Source organism: Streptomyces sp. O3 (genome assembly GCF_054788135.1).
Genome location: NZ_JBTVYK010000062.1, coordinates 25,236 through 43,329, shown reverse-complemented (window position 1 = coordinate 43,329; position 18,094 = coordinate 25,236). Strand labels below are relative to the sequence as shown.

Sequence of the window (18,094 nt, the reverse complement as noted above, 5' to 3'; positions counted from 1 at the left end):
TCCTGGAACGATCCCGCGTCGAGAAGCAGCTCGATCCGCTCCCGCGCCGTCAGCTTGCCCTTGGCATGCTGCGCCGCGGTCGCCCTCTCACTCGGCCCGGCCTCCGCCTGCGCCCGCACCGCGTGCAGTTCGGCCACCCGGCCACGGGCGTCGGCGGGCTCCATCTGGACCGGAGCGATCTCATCGATCACCGTCACGACAGGTTCCTCCTCATCAGTGCCAGCTGTGCGGCGCCTGGTACGACGCGTCGTGTTCCCAGCGCTCCCAGCGCTCCCAGCGCTCGAGTGCGGTGTCGTCGGACATCTCGTCCGCGGTCTGTGCGCCACGGGCGGCGGCGAGTACGGACAGCAGCACCACGGTCACCGCGGCGACTTCACGCTCGTCGGCGGCCCCGCGCTCGATCCGGACCACGCCGCCCGCCCTGTTGCCTGACTCCACAGCGCCTCCTCGGCCTCTTTCAGCCACGTGCGGCCACGGTCGGCGTGAGGGCTCGACAAGGGCTCAAGAGCGCCTCACGACCGCCTCGATGACGCTGGCGTGCGGCGAGGCGTCCACGACGCCCCGCACGGCGAACCCGGTCTGGTCGAGGAGGGACTCGTACTCGGCGCGGGTGCGGCCCTTGCCGTTGAGCACGGTCATCATCACCATGTCGATGGTCTTGCCGGGGTGCGGCTCGTTCCCTTCCGGGATCAGGGCGTTGATGACGTAGATCCGGCCGTGCTCGGGCATGGCGGCACGGCAGGAGCGCAGAATCCGCAGGCAGGCGTCGTCCGGCCAGCTGGCCAGGACGTGCTTGAGGAGATAGGCGTCGGCACCCGCGGGCACGGAGGCGAAGAAGTCGCCGCCCTCGGCGCGCCAGCGCCCCGCGAGGTCCGGGGTGTCGAGCACATGGCCGGACACCACGGACTCCAGGTCGAACAGCGTGCCCGTCAGGTGCGGCTGGCGGCGCAGCACGGCCCGCAGCAGGCCGCCGCGGCCGCCTCCCACGTCGACCACGGTGCTGGCGTCGGCCAGGTCGCAGACGGCGGCGACGTCGTTGCTCAGGGACTCCGAGAACGCCGCCATGCTGGAGTGGAACGCCGCGCCGAGCTCCGGGTTGGCGGACAGGTGGTCGTAGAAGGGGACGCCGTAGAGGGTCTCGAAGGCCGTGCCGCCGGTGCGTACCGCGTCGTGCAGCCGGGCGGCGGAGTTCCAGAAGATGTCCTCGCCGCGCACCATGACGTAGTCGCGCAGGGAACCCGGCACCCCGGTACGCAGCGGCTCGGCGCGCGGCGTGAGGTGGAAACGTCCGTCGGTGTCCTCGCGGAACACCCGCTTGGTGGCGAGGAAGCGGAGCAGCCGGTGCAGGTGCGGGCCGTGTACGCCCGCCGCTTCGGCGAGCTCGCCGGGCGTGCGGGGGCCGTCGGCGAGCAGATCGGCGATCTTGAAGCGGGCCGCGGTGTGCAGGGCCGCCGAGTACAGGTAGCCGAGGGAGAGCTCGAGCAGCTGCTCACTGGGATTCTCGACCGGGTTCTGAGCCGGGTTTCCGATCGTGCTCTCGGCCGGGGTCTCGATCGTGTTCTCGGCGGTCTCGCGGGCGGCGACGTGGCCGCCGAGGGTGACATCGGTCATCGTCGGACTCTTCTCTCACCTCTGCCGAGGTGGATCGGCTGGGCTGACGGGCGGGCCGGGTGACCCGACGGCCCGATCCTGCGCCGCCCCCATCGCACCCCGGTCGAAATCCGCCTGAACCCAAGGCGGACTCGACCCGCGACACCCCGCTGACCACGCACGCAACAGCGCTCAAGCCAGCCTCTAGCTGGCTCCGACCACACACCGAGAAACCTCCAACACCCTTACGTGTGGACCTCAAAGGCCCCCACCGGACCACATCCGCACCGCACCCACCACGCGAGGGGAAGAGCCCATGCCCGACAGCGCGCCGCACGGCTTCGCCGACGCCACCGACCTGCGCCGCCGCAACCGCGCCACCGTCGAGAAGTACCTGGAGTACACCAAGGGCGAGAACCGGCTGCGCCGCCACGAGCTGTTCGTCGAGCACGGCAGCGGCGGCCTGTGGACCAGCGACACCGGCGCGCCCATCGTCATCAGGGGCCGCGACCGCCTGGCCGAGCACGCCGTCTGGTCGCTGAAGTGCTTCCCGGACTGGGAGTGGTACAACATCCGGCTCTTCGAGACGCAGGACCCGAACTTCATCTGGGTGGAGTGCGACGGCCACGGCCAGATCCACTATCCGGGCCACCCCGACGGCTACTACGAGAACCACTTCCTGCACTCCTTTGAACTCGACGACGGAAAGATCGTCCAGAACCGCGAGTTCATGAACCCGATCGAGCAGATGCGCGCGCTCAGCCTCCCGATTCCGAAGATCAGGCGCGACGGCATCCCCACCTGAGGAACGGCATCCCCCTGAGGACTGGAGCCCGCTGATGACAGGCATCCCGGCCATCGCGCCCTATCCGCTTCCGGCCGCGGGCGAGCTGCCCGCCAACACCGCCCACTGGAGCTTCGACCCGGCCCGCGCGGTGCTGCTCGTCCACGACATGCAGCGCTACTTCGTCGGCGCCCTGCCGCCCGAACTGCGCCGGGACCTGCTGCGCAACACGGCCCGGCTGCGCGAGCACTGCGCGCGGCTCGGCGTGCCCGTCGCGTACACCGCGCAGCCCGGCCGGATGAGCGACCAGGACCGCGGGCTGCTCACGGACTTCTGGGGTCCGGGCATGCGCACGGAGGACGAGGACCGGCGGGTCGTCGACGAGCTGCGGCCGGGGCCCGCCGATCTGGTCCTCACCAAGTGGCGCTACAGCGCCTTCCACCGCTCCCGGCTGCTGGCCTGGATGCGCGAGCAGGGCCGCGACCAGCTGGTCCTGTGCGGCGTGTACGCGCATATCGGGGTCCTGGTCACCGCGGTGGACGCGTTCAGCAACGACATCGAGACGCTGCTCGTCGCGGACGCGGTCGCGGACTTCTCGCGGCAACGCCACCAGCTCGCCCTGCAGTACGCGGCCGCGTGCTGCGCCACCGTCGTCACCACCAAGGAGGTGACGGCATGAGCGGCCTCCTGGAGCGCGTCCTGTCGGCGCCGCCGCCCGCGTACGCCCTCCTGCACCGCCCCGAAGCGGGCGGCCCCGGCCGCCTGGACGTGCTGACCGGCGACATGTCCCAGCTCACGTCGCTCGACGAGCTCCCGTCCCTGGACACACCCGGCGGCGGACCGCACGAACACCTGGTCGTGGTCCCCTACCGGCAGCTCGCCGAACGCGGCTACGCCTGCCCCGACGACGGGGCGCCGCTGCTCGCGATGACGGTCACCGGGCAGGAGACCAGGCCCCTGTCCGAGGCGCTCGACCTGCTCCCCCAGGTGCCGACGCCGCTCGCCGGGCAGCACTTCGACACCGACGACGAGGCGTACGCGGACACGGTCCGTGCCGTCGTACGCGACGCCATCGGGACCGGTGAGGGAGCCAACTTCGTGATGCGCCGGTCCTTCGTCGCGGACATCACGGACTACGGGCCGCACAGCGCGCTGGCGTTCTTCCGGCGGCTGCTGCGCGGCGAGTCGGGCGCGTACTGGACCTTCGTCATCCACACCGGCGAACGCACCTTCGTCGGGGCGTCCCCCGAGCGGCACATCAGCGTCGACCACGGCCGCGCCGTGATGAACCCGATCAGCGGCACCTACCGCTATCCGCGCGGCGGCCCGACCCTGCCCGGCGTGCTGGACTTCCTCTGCGACCCCAAGGAGACCGACGAGCTGTCGATGGTCGTCGACGAGGAACTGAAGATGATGACCAGGATCTGCCCGTCCGGGGCCCGGCTGCGCGGCCCGTACCTCAAGGAGATGGCGCGGCTCGCGCACACCGAGTACTTCATCGAGGGCGACACGGACCGCGAGCCGCACGAGATCCTGTACGAGACGATGTTCGCGCCGACCGTCACGGGCAGCCCGCTGGAGAGCGCCTGCCGGGTCATCGCACGCCACGAGCCCGAAGGCCGCGGCTACTACAGCGGTCTCGCCGCGCTCATCGGCCGCGACGAGCGCGGCGGCCGGGCCCTGGACTCGGCGATCCTGATCCGCACCGCGGACATCGACCGTACGGGACGGCTGCGCATCGGCGTCGGCTCCACGCTGGTACGCCACAGCGACCCGGCCGCCGAGGTCGCCGAGACCCGCGCCAAGGCGGCCGGGCTGCTCGCCGCGCTGAAGTCCGACACGGATGGCGCGGGCGACGCGGGCGACGCGGGCGACGTAGGCAGAGTGGACGGTACGGGCGGCGCGGACAGTACGGGCAGCCTGCCAGCCCCGAAGCGGCCGTCCCTGACAGCGCACCCCTCCGTACGCGCGGCCCTGGAGCACCGCAACGACCGGCTCGCCGGATTCTGGCTCAGCCCGCCCCTGCCCGAGCCGAGCCCGCCCGAGCCACACGTACCGCCCCTCCCCGACCTCCCCCTGTCCGAACTGGCCGGGCACACCGTGCTCGTGGTCGACATGGAGGACACCTTCACCGCCATGATCGCCCAGCAGCTCGGCTCGCTGGGCCTGGCGGTGACGGTACGGCGGTACGACGAGGCGTACACCTTCGACGGGTACGACCTGATCGTGCTCGGCCCCGGACCAGGCGACCCGGCCGCACCCGACCGGCGTATGGCCGCCCTGCGCGACTCGGTGCGCACCCTGCTCGACGCCCGGCGGCCGTTCGTCGCCGTATGCCTGAGCCACCAGGTGCTCAGCCGACAGCTCGGCCTCCCGCTGATCCGCAGAGGCACACCCAACCAGGGCGTGCAGCACGAGATCGACCTGTTCGGCGAGCGGGTACGCGTCGGCTTCTACAACACCTACGCCGCCCGCAGCGCCGCCGACCAGGTACACGCCGACGGCGTCGGCGCCGTGACGGTGTCCCGGAACGCCGCCACCGGCGAGGTGCACGCGCTGCGCGGCCCGCACTTCGCGTCGGTCCAGTTCCACGCGGAGTCGGTGCTCACCCAGGACGGGCCGCGGCTGCTCGGGCAGGCGGCGAGCATCGCGCTGGGACACCCCGCGCGGCGGGACCGGTCCGTACGGCCACAGCCGCCGCGCCAGCCGGTCGCCGCGTCGGCGCTCAGCTACGACAAGGCCTGACGGCCTGTGGAGGAGAGAGAGGACGCATGCACGCGTACGTCGTCGTGGACGCCTTCGCCCAGGAGAGACTGCACGGCAACCCCGTAGCGGTCTTCTTCGACAGCGACGACCTGTCCGCCGACCTGATGCAGCGCATCGCACGGGAGATGAACCTCTCGGAGACCACCTTCGTGCTGCGGCCCCGGAACGGCGGCGACGCCCGGATCCGGATCTTCACGCCCGTCAACGAGCTGCCGTTCGCCGGGCATCCCCTGCTCGGCACGGCCGCGGCGCTCGGGGAACGCGTCGAGGGCGACACGCTGCGCCTGGAAACCGCCATGGGCACCATCCCGTTTGAGCTCGACCGGGAGGACGGCCGGGTGACCAGCGCCCGGATGCGGCAGCCGGTACCGACGTGGGAACCCTTCGACCGGGCCGACGAACTCCTCGCCGCGCTCGGCGTCGCCGAGTCGACCCTGCCCGTGGAGGTCTACCACAACGGGCCCCGGCATGTGTTCGTCGGCCTGGAGAGCGTGGCCGCGCTGTCCGCGCTCCACCCCGACCACCGGGCCCTGACCGCTTTCGACGACCTGGCCGCGAACTGCTTCGCGGGCACCGGGTCGCAGTGGCGCAGCCGGATGTTCTCCCCGGCGTACGGCGTCGTCGAGGACGCGGCGACCGGCTCCGCCGCGGGCCCCCTGGTGATCCATCTGCTCCGCCACAAGGCCCTCACCCACGGCCGGCACGTCGAGATCGCCCAGGGCGTCGACATCGGCCGCCCGTCGCGCATGCGCGCTCGGGTGGAGGGCACCGGCGCCGACATCACGGGGGTCGAAGTCGGCGGCGACTGCGTGATCACGGCCCGCGGCTCCCTGCTCGTCTGACGAACTGGAAGGAATACGATGACAGCCACCAGGTCAGAGAGCCTCACCGGTAACCTCGACCTGCCGTTCCCGGAGTACGAGGCCCCGCCTGAGGAGCCGCTCGGCCTGCTGCGCCGCTGGCTCGACGAGGCGCAGCGGCTCGGCGTGCGTGAGCCACGGGCGCTGGCGCTGGCCACGGCCGACACCTACGGCCGTACCTCGATCCGGACGATCGTGCTGAACCGGATCACCGACCGGGGACTGCTCTTCACCAGCCACGAGGGCAGCCGCAAGGGCCGTGACCTGTGGGAGAACCCGTGGGCGTCGGCCCTGCTGTACTGGCGCGAGACCAGTCAGCAGATCAGCGTCAACGGCCCCGTGCACCGGGTGCCGGACACGACCTCGGACGCGCTGTGGGCCGCGCGCCCGGTGTTCACGCACGCCATGACGGTGTCGTCCCGGCAGAGCGAGCCGCTCGCGGACCCCGAGGAGCTGCGCGACCGCGCCGGCGCCGTCGCCGCGGCGGGCCCGCAGCCGCGCCCGCCCGCGTACATCGGCCTGGAACTGACCGCCCACACGGTGGAGTTCTGGTCCAACGGCACCGACCGCCTCCACGAGCGCCTCCACTACGAACGCACCGAGAACGGCACCTGGACCCCCACCCGCCTCCAGCCCTGACCCCGACCCGCCCCACGGTCTCGCTCCCGTGCCCCTGGCCTGGGGCACGGGAGCGAGACCCCAGACCTCGCACAACCCGCCCACCCGAACCGACAGACCGCGCAACCCGCCCGACCCCGGCCCCGGCCCCGGCCCCGGCCCCGGCCCCGGCCCCGGACACACGACCCCGCTCAAGCCCCGTGAGGTTCTTCCCTCCCGGCCGCGCGGGCGAGGGCCCGCGCCAGCTCCCGTACCACAGGGCCGCCCCCCTCCGTGCTCCCCGCGGAGCGCCACGTGCCCAGCACCACCAGCGGCGGCCGCCCGCGCTCCCGGCCCACCCGCCGGGCGAGTTCGTGCGCGAGCGCGCCCGCCCCGGAGAACCCGCCGAGCACCAGCGGGCCCCCGGTCCTCAGCAGCGGCCGCAGCGCGGCCACACAGCCCGCCATCCGGTCCATGTCGGCGCGCAGCGCCACGACCGCCTGCGGCCCGTCGTAGCAGCGGGCGAGTTCCGCGTGCCCGCTGTCGGGCGGGCCGTGCGGAGTGACCAGGCAGACCGCACCGGCGCCGGGCCGGGCCGCGCCCCGAAGCCGTACCAGCGGAGCGAGCCCACCGGGCCCCGCGCCGGAAACGGACACCGCACCGGCCTCGCCAAAACCAGCGCCAAAACCAGCGACAGAACCAGCGGACTCGGACCCCGCAGGCCCCACAGCCCCCGCGGATCCCGCAGGCTCCGCAGCCCCCAAAGCCCCCGCGGGCCGCTCGTACAGCCGCGGGACCCCGAGGCCGGGAAAGCCGGCGAGCGCCTCGGCGACGGTGGTGGACTCGCCCGCCCCTGTGGGCAGTTCACGCAGCAGCCGGGCGGCCTGCGCGAGCAGCGCCGACACCTCCTCGTCGTCCACGAGGGCCCGGTCATGGACGGAGGCGAGCACCAGGCCGCCCATGCCGTCGTAGTGGGCGAGCACGCCCACGGGGAACGCCGTCCGCGCCCCCACGGGTTCGATGTCCTCCATCCGCAGTCCCTGGCCCTCGAGTTCGTGCGCCACCCCCTCCACGGGCGAGAACCGGTGCTCGAACGAGAGCAGCAGACCGGGCGCGCCCAGGCCGCCGGACCCGTCGCGCCACGCGCGCGCCTGCCCGCCGCAGACCCACTCGTACGCGGCCACGTCCAGGGCCCAGTCGCGGGCCTGCCGCGCCAGCCCGGCGACCGTGGCGCCGGGATCGACCCGCAGCGTGATCGGCAGCGGGTTCTCGAAGGGCCCCGGTACGCGGCCGATCCCCTCCATCGGGACGCCGCGCCCGGACACCGTGACGCTGAAGCCCACCGGCGCCGGACCGCGAGCGCCCCCCGCCCGGTGCAGCAGCATCGCCAGCGCGGCCTGCAGGACGCTGCTTTCGGTGACGCCCCAGCGGGCCGCCCAGTCGCCGAGCCGGGTGGCCTCGGACCGGGTGAGCCGGGACCGGGCCCGGCCGGTGCCGCGACGCCCGGTGGCAGCGCCACCGCCGCCACGGGCGCGGGGCAGCCCGGCGGGCACCGGGCGGGCCGCCCGGCTCCAGAAGTCCCGAGCGGGCTCGGGATCCTGGCCCGCCAGCCAGTGCTGGTAGTCGCGCAGGTCGGGGCGCCGCTCGCCGCCCTGGAGGACGCCCGCGTCCAGATACGCGCGGTAGAACTCGCGCAGCAGGATGCCCACGCTCCAGCCGTCCAGGAGCCCACGGTGGTAGGTGAGCAGGACGTCCGTGGGCGGCGGGCGCCCGTCGTCGGGCTCCGGCGGCGCGCCGTCCAGCAGCGCGGCGCGCAGCATCCCCGGTCGGCTCAGGTCGAAGCCGCGCCGCCGCTCCTGTTCCATCAGGGCGCGCCGGGTGACGGTGCCGTACCGGTGGCGTACGACCTCGGCGTGTGCGCGTGCGTGCAGCGCGACGCGGGGCCGCGGGTCCCACACGAACGCGGCGCGCAGCACGGTCTCGCGGTCGAAGACGGCCTGCCAGGCGGTGGTGAACCGCCCGACGTCCAGCAGGCCGTGCCAGCGCCACACATACTGGGCGATCTGGTGCTGGGGCCGTTCCACGGCCTCGGCGAGCAGCTCGCACTGCAGCGGGGTGACGCCGAGCGGCTCGGGCGGGTCAGCGACCGGCCACGCGGTGAGCAGGTCGGCCAGGACGCCGAGCGGGTACGGGCCGGTCGGCTTCAGAGTGTGGTGGTCGGGGCCGTGCCGCAGCAGCCGGGGCCGTTCGCCCCGCAGCGCGGGCCGGTCGGCGGCGAGCCGGTCCAGCGCGGCATTCACCACGACGGCGTCGAGGGGACCGTACAGTTCGAGCGTCGCGGGCGAATGAGTGTGCGGGCCGTTGTGTGGATCGGTCTCCTGGTGGGTGTGCTGCGGGGTGCCGTACGAAGCGGCGCCGGGGCCGATTACGGCGGTCAGCGCCATGTCTGCGTTGCGTTCGACGGTCATCGGTCCTCGGGGGCGGCCGTGCGGCGCACGGCGACGGTGCGGCCCCTCCCTCCTCTCCTGTGGGACGGGGGTGCCAGGGCCTGGCCACGGGTCGGGCCGTGGATCAGGCCGCGTACAGGTCGAACGTGGAAGTGCGCCGGGGCCCGGCGGCCACGTCCAGCTGGGGATCGACCGAGAGCATGGCGTGATGGAGACGCTGTACCTGCGGCGACGGCTCGACGCCCAGTTCGTCGATCAGACGCATCCGCAGCTTGCGGTAGACGTCCAGGGCGGCGGCCTGGCGGCCGGAGCGGTACAGGGCCACCATGGCCTGCGAGTGCAGCCCCTCATGCTGGGGATGACGGGCCGTCAGCTCGGTGAGTTCGGAGATGAGCTCCGAGTGCCGCCCGAGCCGCAGGTCGGCGTCGATGCGGCGCTCGATGGTGCCCAGACGGCTCTCCTCCAAGCGCAGCACCTCGATCTCCAGGACCGGCCCGACCCGTACGTCGACGAGCGCGGGCCCGCGCCACAGGTCGAGGGCGCGGCGGAAGCAGGTGGCGGAGGTCTCGTCGTCGCCGTCCTCGAAGGCACTGCGCCCCTCGGTGACGAGGTGCTCGTACTCGTGGACGTCGACCGCCTCCTCTGGAACCTGCAAGAGATAGCCACCGTGCCGGGTGGCGAGCACGTCCTTGGCGCTGCCGGGGGCGTCGGGGCCCATGGCGGTGCCGAGGCGGCGGCGTAGCTGGAGAATGTACGTCTGTAGTGTGGTGAGCGCGCTCTGCGGTGGTTCCGTTCCCCAGATCTCCTCCATGAGTGTGGGAACGGGCAGCACACGCCCCGGATACAGCGCGAGCAGGGAGAGGATCTGCCGCGGTTTCGCGGCGGTCGGGACGATCTCTCCCCCATTGGCCTCGGCACTCAACGGTCCAAGAACCTGAATCTTCACGGCTTCCCTCCGTAGCTCGTCAAGGTCCCTCTGGGATCTTGCGGCCAGCTCCGTGTCGACGTTTAGTCATCGTCACGTGCAGACTAACTAAAATCCCGCCGGATCCCGCTTTTCTCCAGCGGAGCTTGAGAGTTCTTCCAAGCGGCCCCCATCTGCCCTGCTCACAGGGGCACCAGGGGATTTTCACACCTACCCGGCGACTGCCCTGGAACCGAACTCACCCATTCCTTGAGTCGACGTCGACCGGCCTTCATGCGGGATACGCCACTTTCCGGCAGTCGAGGCTCATTTCATTCGCACGTGATGAACAAGTTTGGGGATCACACATGGTGAGTAAATCGGCGATCAGGCAGGACTTCATCGACGATTACGACGGCCTCGCCGGCCAGTGGTGGGATCCTCGGGGGCCGCTCGCACCGCTGAGCTGGATCGCGCGCGCCCGCGCCGACTACGTTCCCGCCGCCGCGAACGCCGCGAACACCGCGGACACCGCGGACACCGCGGACACCGCGGACACCGCGGACACCGCGAACGCCACGCACACCGGGCAGCGAGAGCCCTGTCTGCTCGACATCGCCTGCGGCGGCGGCCTGTTCGGCCCGCACGCGGTCGCCAAGGGGTACCGCGCGGTCGGCGTCGACCTGTCGGAGCTGTCTCTGCGCGAGGCCCTGAAGCACGGCTTCGACGAGGTCGTCCGGCACGACATCGCCCAGCTCCCGTTCGACGACGCGTCATTCGACGTCGTCACGGCCGGGCAGTGCCTGGAGCACGTACCGGACCCCTATACGGCGGTGCGGGAGGCGTGCCGAGTCCTGCGGCCCGGCGGCACGCTGGTCGTCGACACCATCGCCGACACCCGGATCGCCCGGTTCGTCTCCATCACGCTCGCCGAGAACGTCCCCCTGCCGGGTCGGCCGCCCCGCGGCACCCACGACCACCGGCTTTTCGTCAACCGGCAGCGGCTGATCCGGGTCGCGCGCGAGCACGGCGTCGAGCTCACGCTGCTGGGACTGCGGCCGCGGATGCGCGACATGGCCCGGTACGCGGCCGGGCGGCGCGACGAGGTCCGCATGGTGCGGACGAAGTCCACCGGCGTCCTGTTCCTCGGAGTGGGGACGAAATGCTGACCTCGCAGAGTGAGCACAGTGCGCGGACGCCCGACCGGACGCCCGACCGGACACCGGTGCGCGCCCAGGTGCGCAACTGGGTGGTCGGCGCCCGGCTGAAAACCCTGCCCGTGTCCTTCGCGCCGCTCGCCGTGGGCCTGGCCCTCGCCCACTCGCTGGGGCCGGTCGACTGGGGGCACGCGGCGCTGACCGTAGTGCTCGTCCTGGGGTTCGTGCTCGGAACGAACTTCTTCAATGACTACAGCGACGGCGTCCGGGGCGTCGACGACCACCGGGTGGGCCCCGCCCGGCTGGTGGGCTCCGGGCAGGCCACACCCCGGCAGGTCTTCCGCGACGGACTGGTCCTGTACGTCGTCGGCGCCGCGGCCGGAGCGGTGCTGGCCGTGCTGGTCTCCTGGTGGCTGCTGGCGCTGGTCGCGCTCTGCGCGGCGGGCGGCTGGTTCTACACCGGCGGCTCCCGGCCCTACGGCTACCGCGGGCTCGGCGAGGTCAGCATCTTCCTCTACCACGGCGTCGTGTTCGTCTGCGCCCCGGTCTACGTCCAGCTCGGCCGGGTGCCCCTGCTCGCGCTGGGCGCGTCCGTACCGATCGGACTGCTCGCCTGCGCGCTGCTGACCACGAACAACCTCCGGGACATCCCGACGGACGCCGCCGCGGGCAAGATCACCCTCGCGGTGCGGCGGGGCGCCGAGTGGACCAGCCGGTTCTACGTGTGGTGCGTCGGCGCCGCCTTCGCCTCCGGCCTCCTGCTCGCCGCCGCCCGGCCCTGGGCGCTGCTCCTGCTCGGCGCGCTCCCCTTCGCCGTCTTCCCGGTGCGCCGGGTGCTGAGCGGGGCGCGCGGCCGTGACCTGATTCCGGCGCTGGAGCACACCTGCCTGCTGCTCCTCGCGTTCGGCTCCCTGCAAGCGCTCAGCCTCGCCCTGTGAAGCCCGTACACCACAGCCCCGACCACGGACGAGACCGCAGACACGACCGGAGACGAGACCGATGACTCCTGACCACGAAGTACTGGTGATCGGCGCGGGCTTCTCGGGCATCGGCGCGGCGATCAGACTGCGCCAGGACGGCATCGACGACTTCCTGATCCTGGAGGAGCAGGACGACGTCGGCGGCAGCTGGCACGCCAACAGATATCCCGGCATCGCCGTGGACATCTCCGCCTTCTCCTACTCCTTCGCCTTCGAGCCCTTCGCGTCGTGGTCCCGCGTCTTCCCGCCGGGAGCCGAACTGAAGGCGTACGCGGACCACTGCATCGACGCCTACGGCCTGCGCGCGCATCTGCGCTTCCGCGCGAAGGTCGTCCAGGCCGACTACAAAGAATCCGCGCACGTGTGGCACGTCCACCTCGCGGACGGCAGCGCCCTGACGGCACGGTTCGTCATCTGCGCCACCGGCTGGCTCACCAAGCCCAAGACCCCCGACATCCCCGGCCTTGACGCCTTCAAGGGCGAGGTCGTGCACACCGCGGCCTGGGACCCGTCCCTTGAGCTGACCGGCCGCCGGGTAGGCGTGATCGGCACCGGCGCGTCGGCGGTGCAGGCGGTCCCGGAGATCGCCCCTCGGGTGCGGCGGCTGCACGTTTACCAGCGCACCCCCATCTGGCTGCTCCCGAAGCCGGACTTCGCGGTGCCGCCCGCCGTCCGCAGACTCTTCGCGGCGGCGCCGTGGACGCAGCGCACGATCCGGCTGCTCACCGACTCCGTCACCGAACTCAGCTTCGTGATCGCGATGGTGCACTACCGCCAGTTCCCCTTCCTGGCACGAGCCGGGGAGGCCGCCTCCCGGTTCTATCTGCGGCGGCAGGTCAAGGGCGACCGGGAGCTGATGCGCAAGCTCACGCCCGCCTACCGGGTGGGCTGCAAGCGGCCGTCGCTGAGCAAGGGCTACTGGCGCGCCTTCACCCGCGACAACGTCGAGCTCGAGACCGAACCCATCGAGGAGATCACCGAGACCGGCATCCGCACCGCGGACGGCCGGGAACAGCCCCTCGACGTACTCCTCCTGGCCACCGGGTTCCACGTCCTGGACAACCTGCCGCCGTTCCCCCTGCACGGCGCGGACGGCCGGGACCTCAAGGAGTTCTGGCGGACCGAGCGCTTCCAGTCGTACGAGGGCACCTCGGTCAAGGGGTACCCGAACCTGTGGTTCATCGTCGGGCCCTACTCGTTCACCGGCGGGTCCTGGTTCGGCATGATCGACTACCAGGTCACCCACGCGCTGCGGGTGATCAAGGAGGCCCGCCGCCGAGGAGCCACCCAGGCGGCCGTCCGGCCGGAGAAGCATGACGCCTCGTTCCGCCGGACCCTGCGCCGGCAGCGCAACACCGTGTTCCTCGACCCGAGTTGCCGGGGCTCGAACAGCTACTACCTCGACGAGCGCGGGGACGCCCCCGCCGTCCGCCCGGCCTCGACGTACGAGGCGACCTGGCGCGCCCGCCACTTCGACCTCGACGACTACCGCTACGAACGGTTCTGAGCCCGCGAGACAAGCCCACACGAAAACACGACCACGAAGCACGAGAAACACGAGAAACACGAGACTCGGGAGACCACTGTGCTGCGTTTTGCCGATGTACGAGGACGAGACCGTTCGCTGTGCATCCTCTACGGGACAACCGCCCTCGTCGGCTTCCTCATCATGGGAACGATGGCCGTCACCTTCGTCGTACGGAACGCGGACGCCGGGCTCGGCGTCGTCGAGGTCTTCCTCCGCGACGCGACATCGAACCTGGCGACCCAGTTCGTGTACGCGGACCTGGTGCTGGTCTGGGCGGCGCTGGGCGCGTACATGATCGTGGAGGGGCGGCGGCACGGAATCCGGCACGTGTGGGCGTACATCGTGGGAGCCCCGCTGCTGGCGCTGATCGTGACCTACGGCCTGTTCATGCTGGTCCGCCAGCTGAAGATCGCGGCAGCGCGCGACACGGACGCGCGGGACGCGGACGAACCGCCCGCCACCGCCGAGCCCGCCGTGCGGTACGCGGCGACGGCGCACGCGACGCCGTGAACGGCGACATGGAAGGCCGGATCGCCGTGGTGACCGGCGCGGCCGGCGGCATCGGCACGGCCGTGGCCCGCCTGCTCGGCGAGCGGGGCGTCCGGGTCGCGGCCGTCGACCTGGACACCGAGCGGCTGTGGGACACGGTCGGCAAGCTCGACGCCGACGGGCTGCCCGTACGCGGCTACCCGGCGGACGTCACCTCAGGCACCGAGGTCGAGACCGTGGTGGACGCGGTGGAGCGGCAACTGGGGCCCGTCGACTACCTGGTGAACGCGGCTGGGGTGCTCCGCCTGGGCGAGGCCCGTGCGCTGAGCGACCAGGACTGGGACACCACCTTCGCGGTCAACGCCAGCGGCGTCTTCCGCATGTCCCGCGCGGTGGTCGCCCGTATGATCCCGCGGCGGCGCGGAGCCCTGGTCACCGTCGCGTCGAACGCGGCGGGCACCGCCCGGCAGCACATGGCCGCCTACGCCGCGTCCAAGGCGGCCGCGACCGTCTTCACCAAGTGCCTGGGCCTGGAGGTCGCGCGGTTCAACATCCGCTGCAACCTGGTCGCGCCGGGTTCGACGGACACTCCGATGCTGCGCGCCATGCACCCCGACGGGAGCGGGCCCGCCGCGGCCGTGGCGGGAGACCCGGCCGCGTACCGGGTGGGCATTCCGCTGGGCAAGGTGGCACGCCCGGACGACGTCGCCCACGCCGTCGGCTTCCTGCTGTCGGACGAGGCCGGGCACATCACCCTGCACAACCTGAACGTCGACGGCGGCGCGACCCTCGGGGCGAGCCTGTAGCGCGAAGGGACACCGAAGCGACATGGCACACGCGGTCATCGCCGGAGGCGGGATAGCCGGGCTCGCCACCGCGCTCTCGCTCGCGCGGCGCGGACACCAAGTCACCGTCCTGGAACGCCGGGACGCCTGCGCCGAGAGCGGCGCGGGCATCCAGCTGGGCCCGAACGCCTTCCACGCCCTGGACGTCCTCGGCGTGAGCGGGCGGGTGCGCGACCGGGCGGTGTTCGTCGACGCGCTGCGGCTCATGGACGGCGTGACGGGCGAGCCCCTGGTCACGATGCCGCTCACCGGCCGCTACCGCCGGCGGTTCGGCAACCCGTACGCCGTGGTGGGGCGCGGCGACCTCTACGAGCCGCTGCTCTCGGCGTGCCGGGCGTCCGGCGGCGTCGAGCTGGTGACCGGCGCCACGGTGCGGTCGTACGCGCAGCACGCGCGCCGGGTCACGGTGTCCGCGGCGGACGGCCGGACGTTCACGGGCGACCTGCTCGTCGGGGCCGACGGCCTGCGGTCGGCGGTCCGCGCCCGCCTGGTGGGCGACCGTGCCCCGCGGGTGTCCGGCCACACCATCTACCGCTCGGTGATACCGATCGACGCGGTGCCGCGGCGTCTGCGGTGGAACGCGGTGACGCTGTGGGCGGGACCGCGCTGGCACTTCGTCCACTATGTCATCGGCGGCGGCGACTATCTCAACCTCGCCGCGACGCTGGACGACGACGCCCGCACCCCGGTGGCGGGGCGTCCGGCGGACCGGGCGCTGGTACTGGGCCGTTTCGCGGAACTGGGCGGCGCCGCCCGGAGTCTGCTGGAGCTGGGCCGGGGCTGGCGCGAGTGGGTGCTGTGCGACCGGGATCCGGTCGACGGGTGGTCCGACGGCCGGGTGACGCTGGTGGGCGACGCCGCCCACCCGATGCTCCAGTACGCCGCCCAGGGCGCATGCCAGGCTCTGGAGGACGCCGTCATCCTGGGGGCGGCACTCGGCGACGCCCCCCACACCGCCCACACCGCCGCCGATGGCGACGACATGCCGGGCCGCCTGCTGGCGTACAACGCCGAGCGACGCGAGCGGGCCGCCCGCGTCCAGCTCCTGTCCCGAGAGATGGGATCCCAGCTCTACCACCCGGCGGGCGGGGCCGCCCTGGAGCGCAATGCGATGCTGCGGTCACTGACCGAGGACGACCTGTACGAGAAGGTCGGCTGGCTGCACAGCGCCCCGCGTCAGATCACCGGCGCGAGTCGTTCCCTGCCGAACGGTGTGACGGCGGCGGACCCGGACCCGGACGCGGGCGCGGGGCCGGGTTCGGTGGACATCAGAACCGATCGCTGGAGCCGTCGCAGGGCTGCCGAGGGTTCGAGGCCGAGTTCCCGTACGAGCGCGGTGCGCAGCCGCTGATACACGTCGAGCGCCTCGCTGCGGCGACCGGACCGGTGCAGGGCGGTCATGAACTGGGCGTGCAGGTTCTCGTGGGTGCGGTACCGGCGCACCAGGACGGTGAGCTCGCCCAGGAGTTCGCGGTGTCGGCCGAGTCGGAGATCTGCCTCGATGCGCTGGTCCAGCGCGCACAGCCGGCTCTCCTCCAGCCGCTTCACCTCCGTCTCCAGCTGCGAACCCGCCTGCACATCCGCCAACGCGTCCCCGCCCCACAGGTCCAGCGCCTGCCCCAACTGCCGCGCCGCACCCGGAAAATCACCCGCGTCCATCGCCCGGTACCCAAGCCCCGCGAGCCGCTCGAACTCCCGCACGTCCTGAGACCCGCCGCCCGTGTTCAGGAGGTAGCCTCCGGGCGTCGTCACCAGGACGTCCTTCGCGCAGCCACGCCCGTCGCCAGCGGTCCCGCCCCGGTCCAGAGCGGCGGCGATCAGCTCACGCAGCTGCAGCACATACGTCTGCAACGTCGTACGCGCACTACGCGGAGGAGCACCACCCCACAACTCCTCGATCAACCCCCCCACCGGCACCACCTGATCAGCGTGCAGCGCAAGCAACGCCAACACCCGCCGGGGCTTCGGAGCGGTCGGTGTGATCGAGATTCCGCACTCCCGGACGGCCAGCGCCCCCAGCAGTTGGATGTCCATGGCGATCTCCCCTTGTGATGCGCGGCCGTTCGGTCACGAGCTCGACGGCTACGCCCGTAGCAGCACGCCAAGTAAAAAACAGGGCGCGCGGTTTGTCAATGGAAAGCGGTTAGCCCTGTTGTCCCTATTTGATGCTTAAGTACACCCAGATAGCCCGGCCGCGCTCCCCGCAAGCGCAACCGCCCGGTCTGGTTTGGCTACTTCTGCCGAGGGACGGCGGACAGAGCCCCCTCTCCGCGCCTACGGGGAGCGGAACTGACGACGTCCAGACCGCCCGGCCCGGCAAGCCGGGGCAGCAGCAGATCCCAGAAGCGGGTGACCATCTCCTCGGAGAACCACCGAGGTTCGCGGCCGCCGAGCACTTCAAAGCCGACGGTCGCCGCCAGGACGGCGGACGCCGCCTGATCCGTCGACACCCCGTCGGCCAGCTGCCCGATCCGCTCGGCCCGGTCCAGGGTGCCCTTGATCCACTGCTGCCAGATGCTCCACAGCTTGGCGGCGTCACCGCGGGCGCCCGTACCGCAGAGGCCGAAGCCCGCGCGCACCACGACGTCTCCGGCAAGCTGGCTCATCAACTCATGTGTCGCGTCCACCAGTTCCTGCAGCGGGCTGAGGCCGTCGAGAACCACTTCACGCGTGATCCGGTCCAGAGCCTCGGCCGCCTGGCCCTCCACGGCCTGCGCGAGGGCGTTCTTGCTCTCGAAGTGGAAGTGCAGCGCCCCGTTGCTGACTCCGGCCTTCTTGCTGATGGTGCTGAGCGAGGCCAGTGCGAAGCCCTCGTCCGCGAACGTCTCGGCTGCGGCCCGCATCAAGGACTCTCTCGTGCGCGCGGCACGCTCCTGCTGCACCATCATGGATCTCCTGATTGTGGAGGGACTGCCGAGGCCGCCCATGCACTGCCCCGGCGACGCGCCCCGCCCAACTACACCGTGAAGCGAAGTGGTTACGGTGGCGCCTCGCCGCCCAGAATAACAAACCATCCACGCGGTTTGATTCTCCATGATGCGCCTTCTTCACCAAGTTCACGCTCTCCTGTGTCACTTGAGGCCGACTAGAGCCGCCCGGCCCCTCAGGGCACGCAAAAAGCTCCGCGGCCCGGACAGGCCGCGGAGC

The 18,094-nt window shown here is 72.0% G+C and carries 16 protein-coding genes and 2 pseudogenes; 11 read left to right on the top strand and 7 right to left on the bottom strand.

The genetic code is table 11. The annotated features are described in order from the left end of the window. The 3 genes and pseudogenes from ACX6XY_RS25730 to ACX6XY_RS25720 form a co-directional block, all read right to left on the bottom strand. Nucleotides 1-197: pseudogene (locus ACX6XY_RS25730) on the bottom strand (methylmalonyl-CoA carboxyltransferase); the annotation flags it as partial. A 16-nt stretch (nt 198-213) separates the two neighbouring features. Then, entirely contained in the window at nt 214-438 is a 225-nt protein-coding gene (locus ACX6XY_RS25725) for an acyl-CoA carboxylase subunit epsilon (protein ID WP_460335414.1), read from the bottom strand. Nucleotides 439-501: 63 nt separating this feature from the next. Beyond that, nucleotides 502-1,611, bottom strand: a complete 1,110-nt coding sequence (locus ACX6XY_RS25720) for a methyltransferase (protein ID WP_460335412.1) — start codon at nt 1,609-1,611, stop codon at nt 502-504. A gap of 295 nt (nt 1,612-1,906) precedes the next feature. On the opposite strand from ACX6XY_RS25720, the gene ACX6XY_RS25715 reads away from it, so the two are divergent. From ACX6XY_RS25715 to phzG, 5 genes are read left to right on the top strand one after another with little or no spacing between them, the layout of a single operon-like run. After that, complete coding sequence (locus ACX6XY_RS25715) at nt 1,907-2,395, top strand: PhzA/PhzB family protein (RefSeq protein ID WP_460335409.1); 489 nt, start codon at nt 1,907-1,909, stop codon at nt 2,393-2,395. Between the two features lie 34 nt (nt 2,396-2,429). Continuing rightward, nucleotides 2,430-3,053, top strand: coding sequence for an isochorismatase family protein (locus ACX6XY_RS25710; protein ID WP_460335406.1), 624 nt, complete (start codon nt 2,430-2,432; stop codon nt 3,051-3,053). Next, nucleotides 3,050-5,119 (top strand): anthranilate synthase family protein, encoded by a 2,070-nt coding sequence (locus tag ACX6XY_RS25705; RefSeq protein WP_460335403.1) that lies wholly within the window; start codon nt 3,050-3,052, stop codon nt 5,117-5,119. The genes ACX6XY_RS25710 and ACX6XY_RS25705 overlap by 4 nt, the downstream gene beginning before the upstream one ends. 26 nt (nt 5,120-5,145) lie before the next feature. After that, on the top strand, nt 5,146-5,982 hold the full coding sequence (locus ACX6XY_RS25700) for a PhzF family phenazine biosynthesis protein (RefSeq protein WP_460335400.1): 837 nt from the start codon (nt 5,146-5,148) through the stop codon (nt 5,980-5,982). Between the two features lie 18 nt (nt 5,983-6,000). Then, the gene (gene phzG / locus ACX6XY_RS25695) at nt 6,001-6,639 is read left to right on the top strand and encodes a phenazine biosynthesis FMN-dependent oxidase PhzG (protein WP_460335397.1); all 639 of its coding nucleotides are present in this window, start codon (nt 6,001-6,003) and stop codon (nt 6,637-6,639) included. Nucleotides 6,640-6,809: 170 nt separating this feature from the next. Here the strand turns inward: phzG and ACX6XY_RS25690 are convergent, their stop codons facing one another. Further along, complete coding sequence (locus ACX6XY_RS25690; protein WP_460335394.1) at nt 6,810-9,065, bottom strand: condensation domain-containing protein; 2,256 nt, start codon at nt 9,063-9,065, stop codon at nt 6,810-6,812. A gap of 103 nt (nt 9,066-9,168) precedes the next feature. After that, the gene (locus tag ACX6XY_RS25685) at nt 9,169-9,990 is read right to left on the bottom strand and encodes an AfsR/SARP family transcriptional regulator (RefSeq protein WP_460335391.1); all 822 of its coding nucleotides are present in this window, start codon (nt 9,988-9,990) and stop codon (nt 9,169-9,171) included. A 326-nt stretch (nt 9,991-10,316) separates the two neighbouring features. Between ACX6XY_RS25685 and ACX6XY_RS25680 the strand changes: the two genes are divergently transcribed. The 6 genes and pseudogenes from ACX6XY_RS25680 to ACX6XY_RS25655 form a co-directional block, all read left to right on the top strand. Then, nucleotides 10,317-11,117: a methyltransferase domain-containing protein gene (locus tag ACX6XY_RS25680; protein WP_460335388.1), complete on the top strand. Its 801-nt coding sequence runs from the start codon at nt 10,317-10,319 to the stop codon at nt 11,115-11,117. Next, complete coding sequence (locus tag ACX6XY_RS25675; protein WP_460335385.1) at nt 11,111-12,043, top strand: 1,4-dihydroxy-2-naphthoate polyprenyltransferase; 933 nt, start codon at nt 11,111-11,113, stop codon at nt 12,041-12,043. The genes ACX6XY_RS25680 and ACX6XY_RS25675 overlap by 7 nt, the downstream gene beginning before the upstream one ends. 61 nt (nt 12,044-12,104) lie before the next feature. Beyond that, the gene (locus tag ACX6XY_RS25670) at nt 12,105-13,592 is read left to right on the top strand and encodes a flavin-containing monooxygenase (RefSeq protein ID WP_460335382.1); all 1,488 of its coding nucleotides are present in this window, start codon (nt 12,105-12,107) and stop codon (nt 13,590-13,592) included. 78 nt (nt 13,593-13,670) lie between these two features. After that, nucleotides 13,671-14,123 (top strand): DUF2834 domain-containing protein, encoded by a 453-nt coding sequence (locus tag ACX6XY_RS25665; RefSeq protein ID WP_460335379.1) that lies wholly within the window; start codon nt 13,671-13,673, stop codon nt 14,121-14,123. A gap of 8 nt (nt 14,124-14,131) precedes the next feature. Then, complete coding sequence (locus ACX6XY_RS25660) at nt 14,132-14,908, top strand: 2,3-dihydro-2,3-dihydroxybenzoate dehydrogenase (protein WP_460335418.1); 777 nt, start codon at nt 14,132-14,134, stop codon at nt 14,906-14,908. 22 nt (nt 14,909-14,930) lie between these two features. Further along, nucleotides 14,931-16,112 (top strand): annotated as a pseudogene (locus tag ACX6XY_RS25655) (FAD-dependent oxidoreductase); the annotation flags it as partial. A gap of 11 nt (nt 16,113-16,123) precedes the next feature. Here ACX6XY_RS25655 and ACX6XY_RS25650 read toward each other — a convergent pair. Both ACX6XY_RS25650 and ACX6XY_RS25645 read right to left on the bottom strand, forming a co-directional pair. Further along, a complete protein-coding gene (locus tag ACX6XY_RS25650; RefSeq protein ID WP_460335376.1) occupies nt 16,124-16,981 on the bottom strand; it encodes an AfsR/SARP family transcriptional regulator in 858 nt (285 codons plus the stop codon). Between the two features lie 197 nt (nt 16,982-17,178). After that, the gene (locus ACX6XY_RS25645; RefSeq protein WP_460335416.1) at nt 17,179-17,832 is read right to left on the bottom strand and encodes a ScbR family autoregulator-binding transcription factor; all 654 of its coding nucleotides are present in this window, start codon (nt 17,830-17,832) and stop codon (nt 17,179-17,181) included. Between the last annotated feature and the right edge of the window lie 262 nt (nt 17,833-18,094).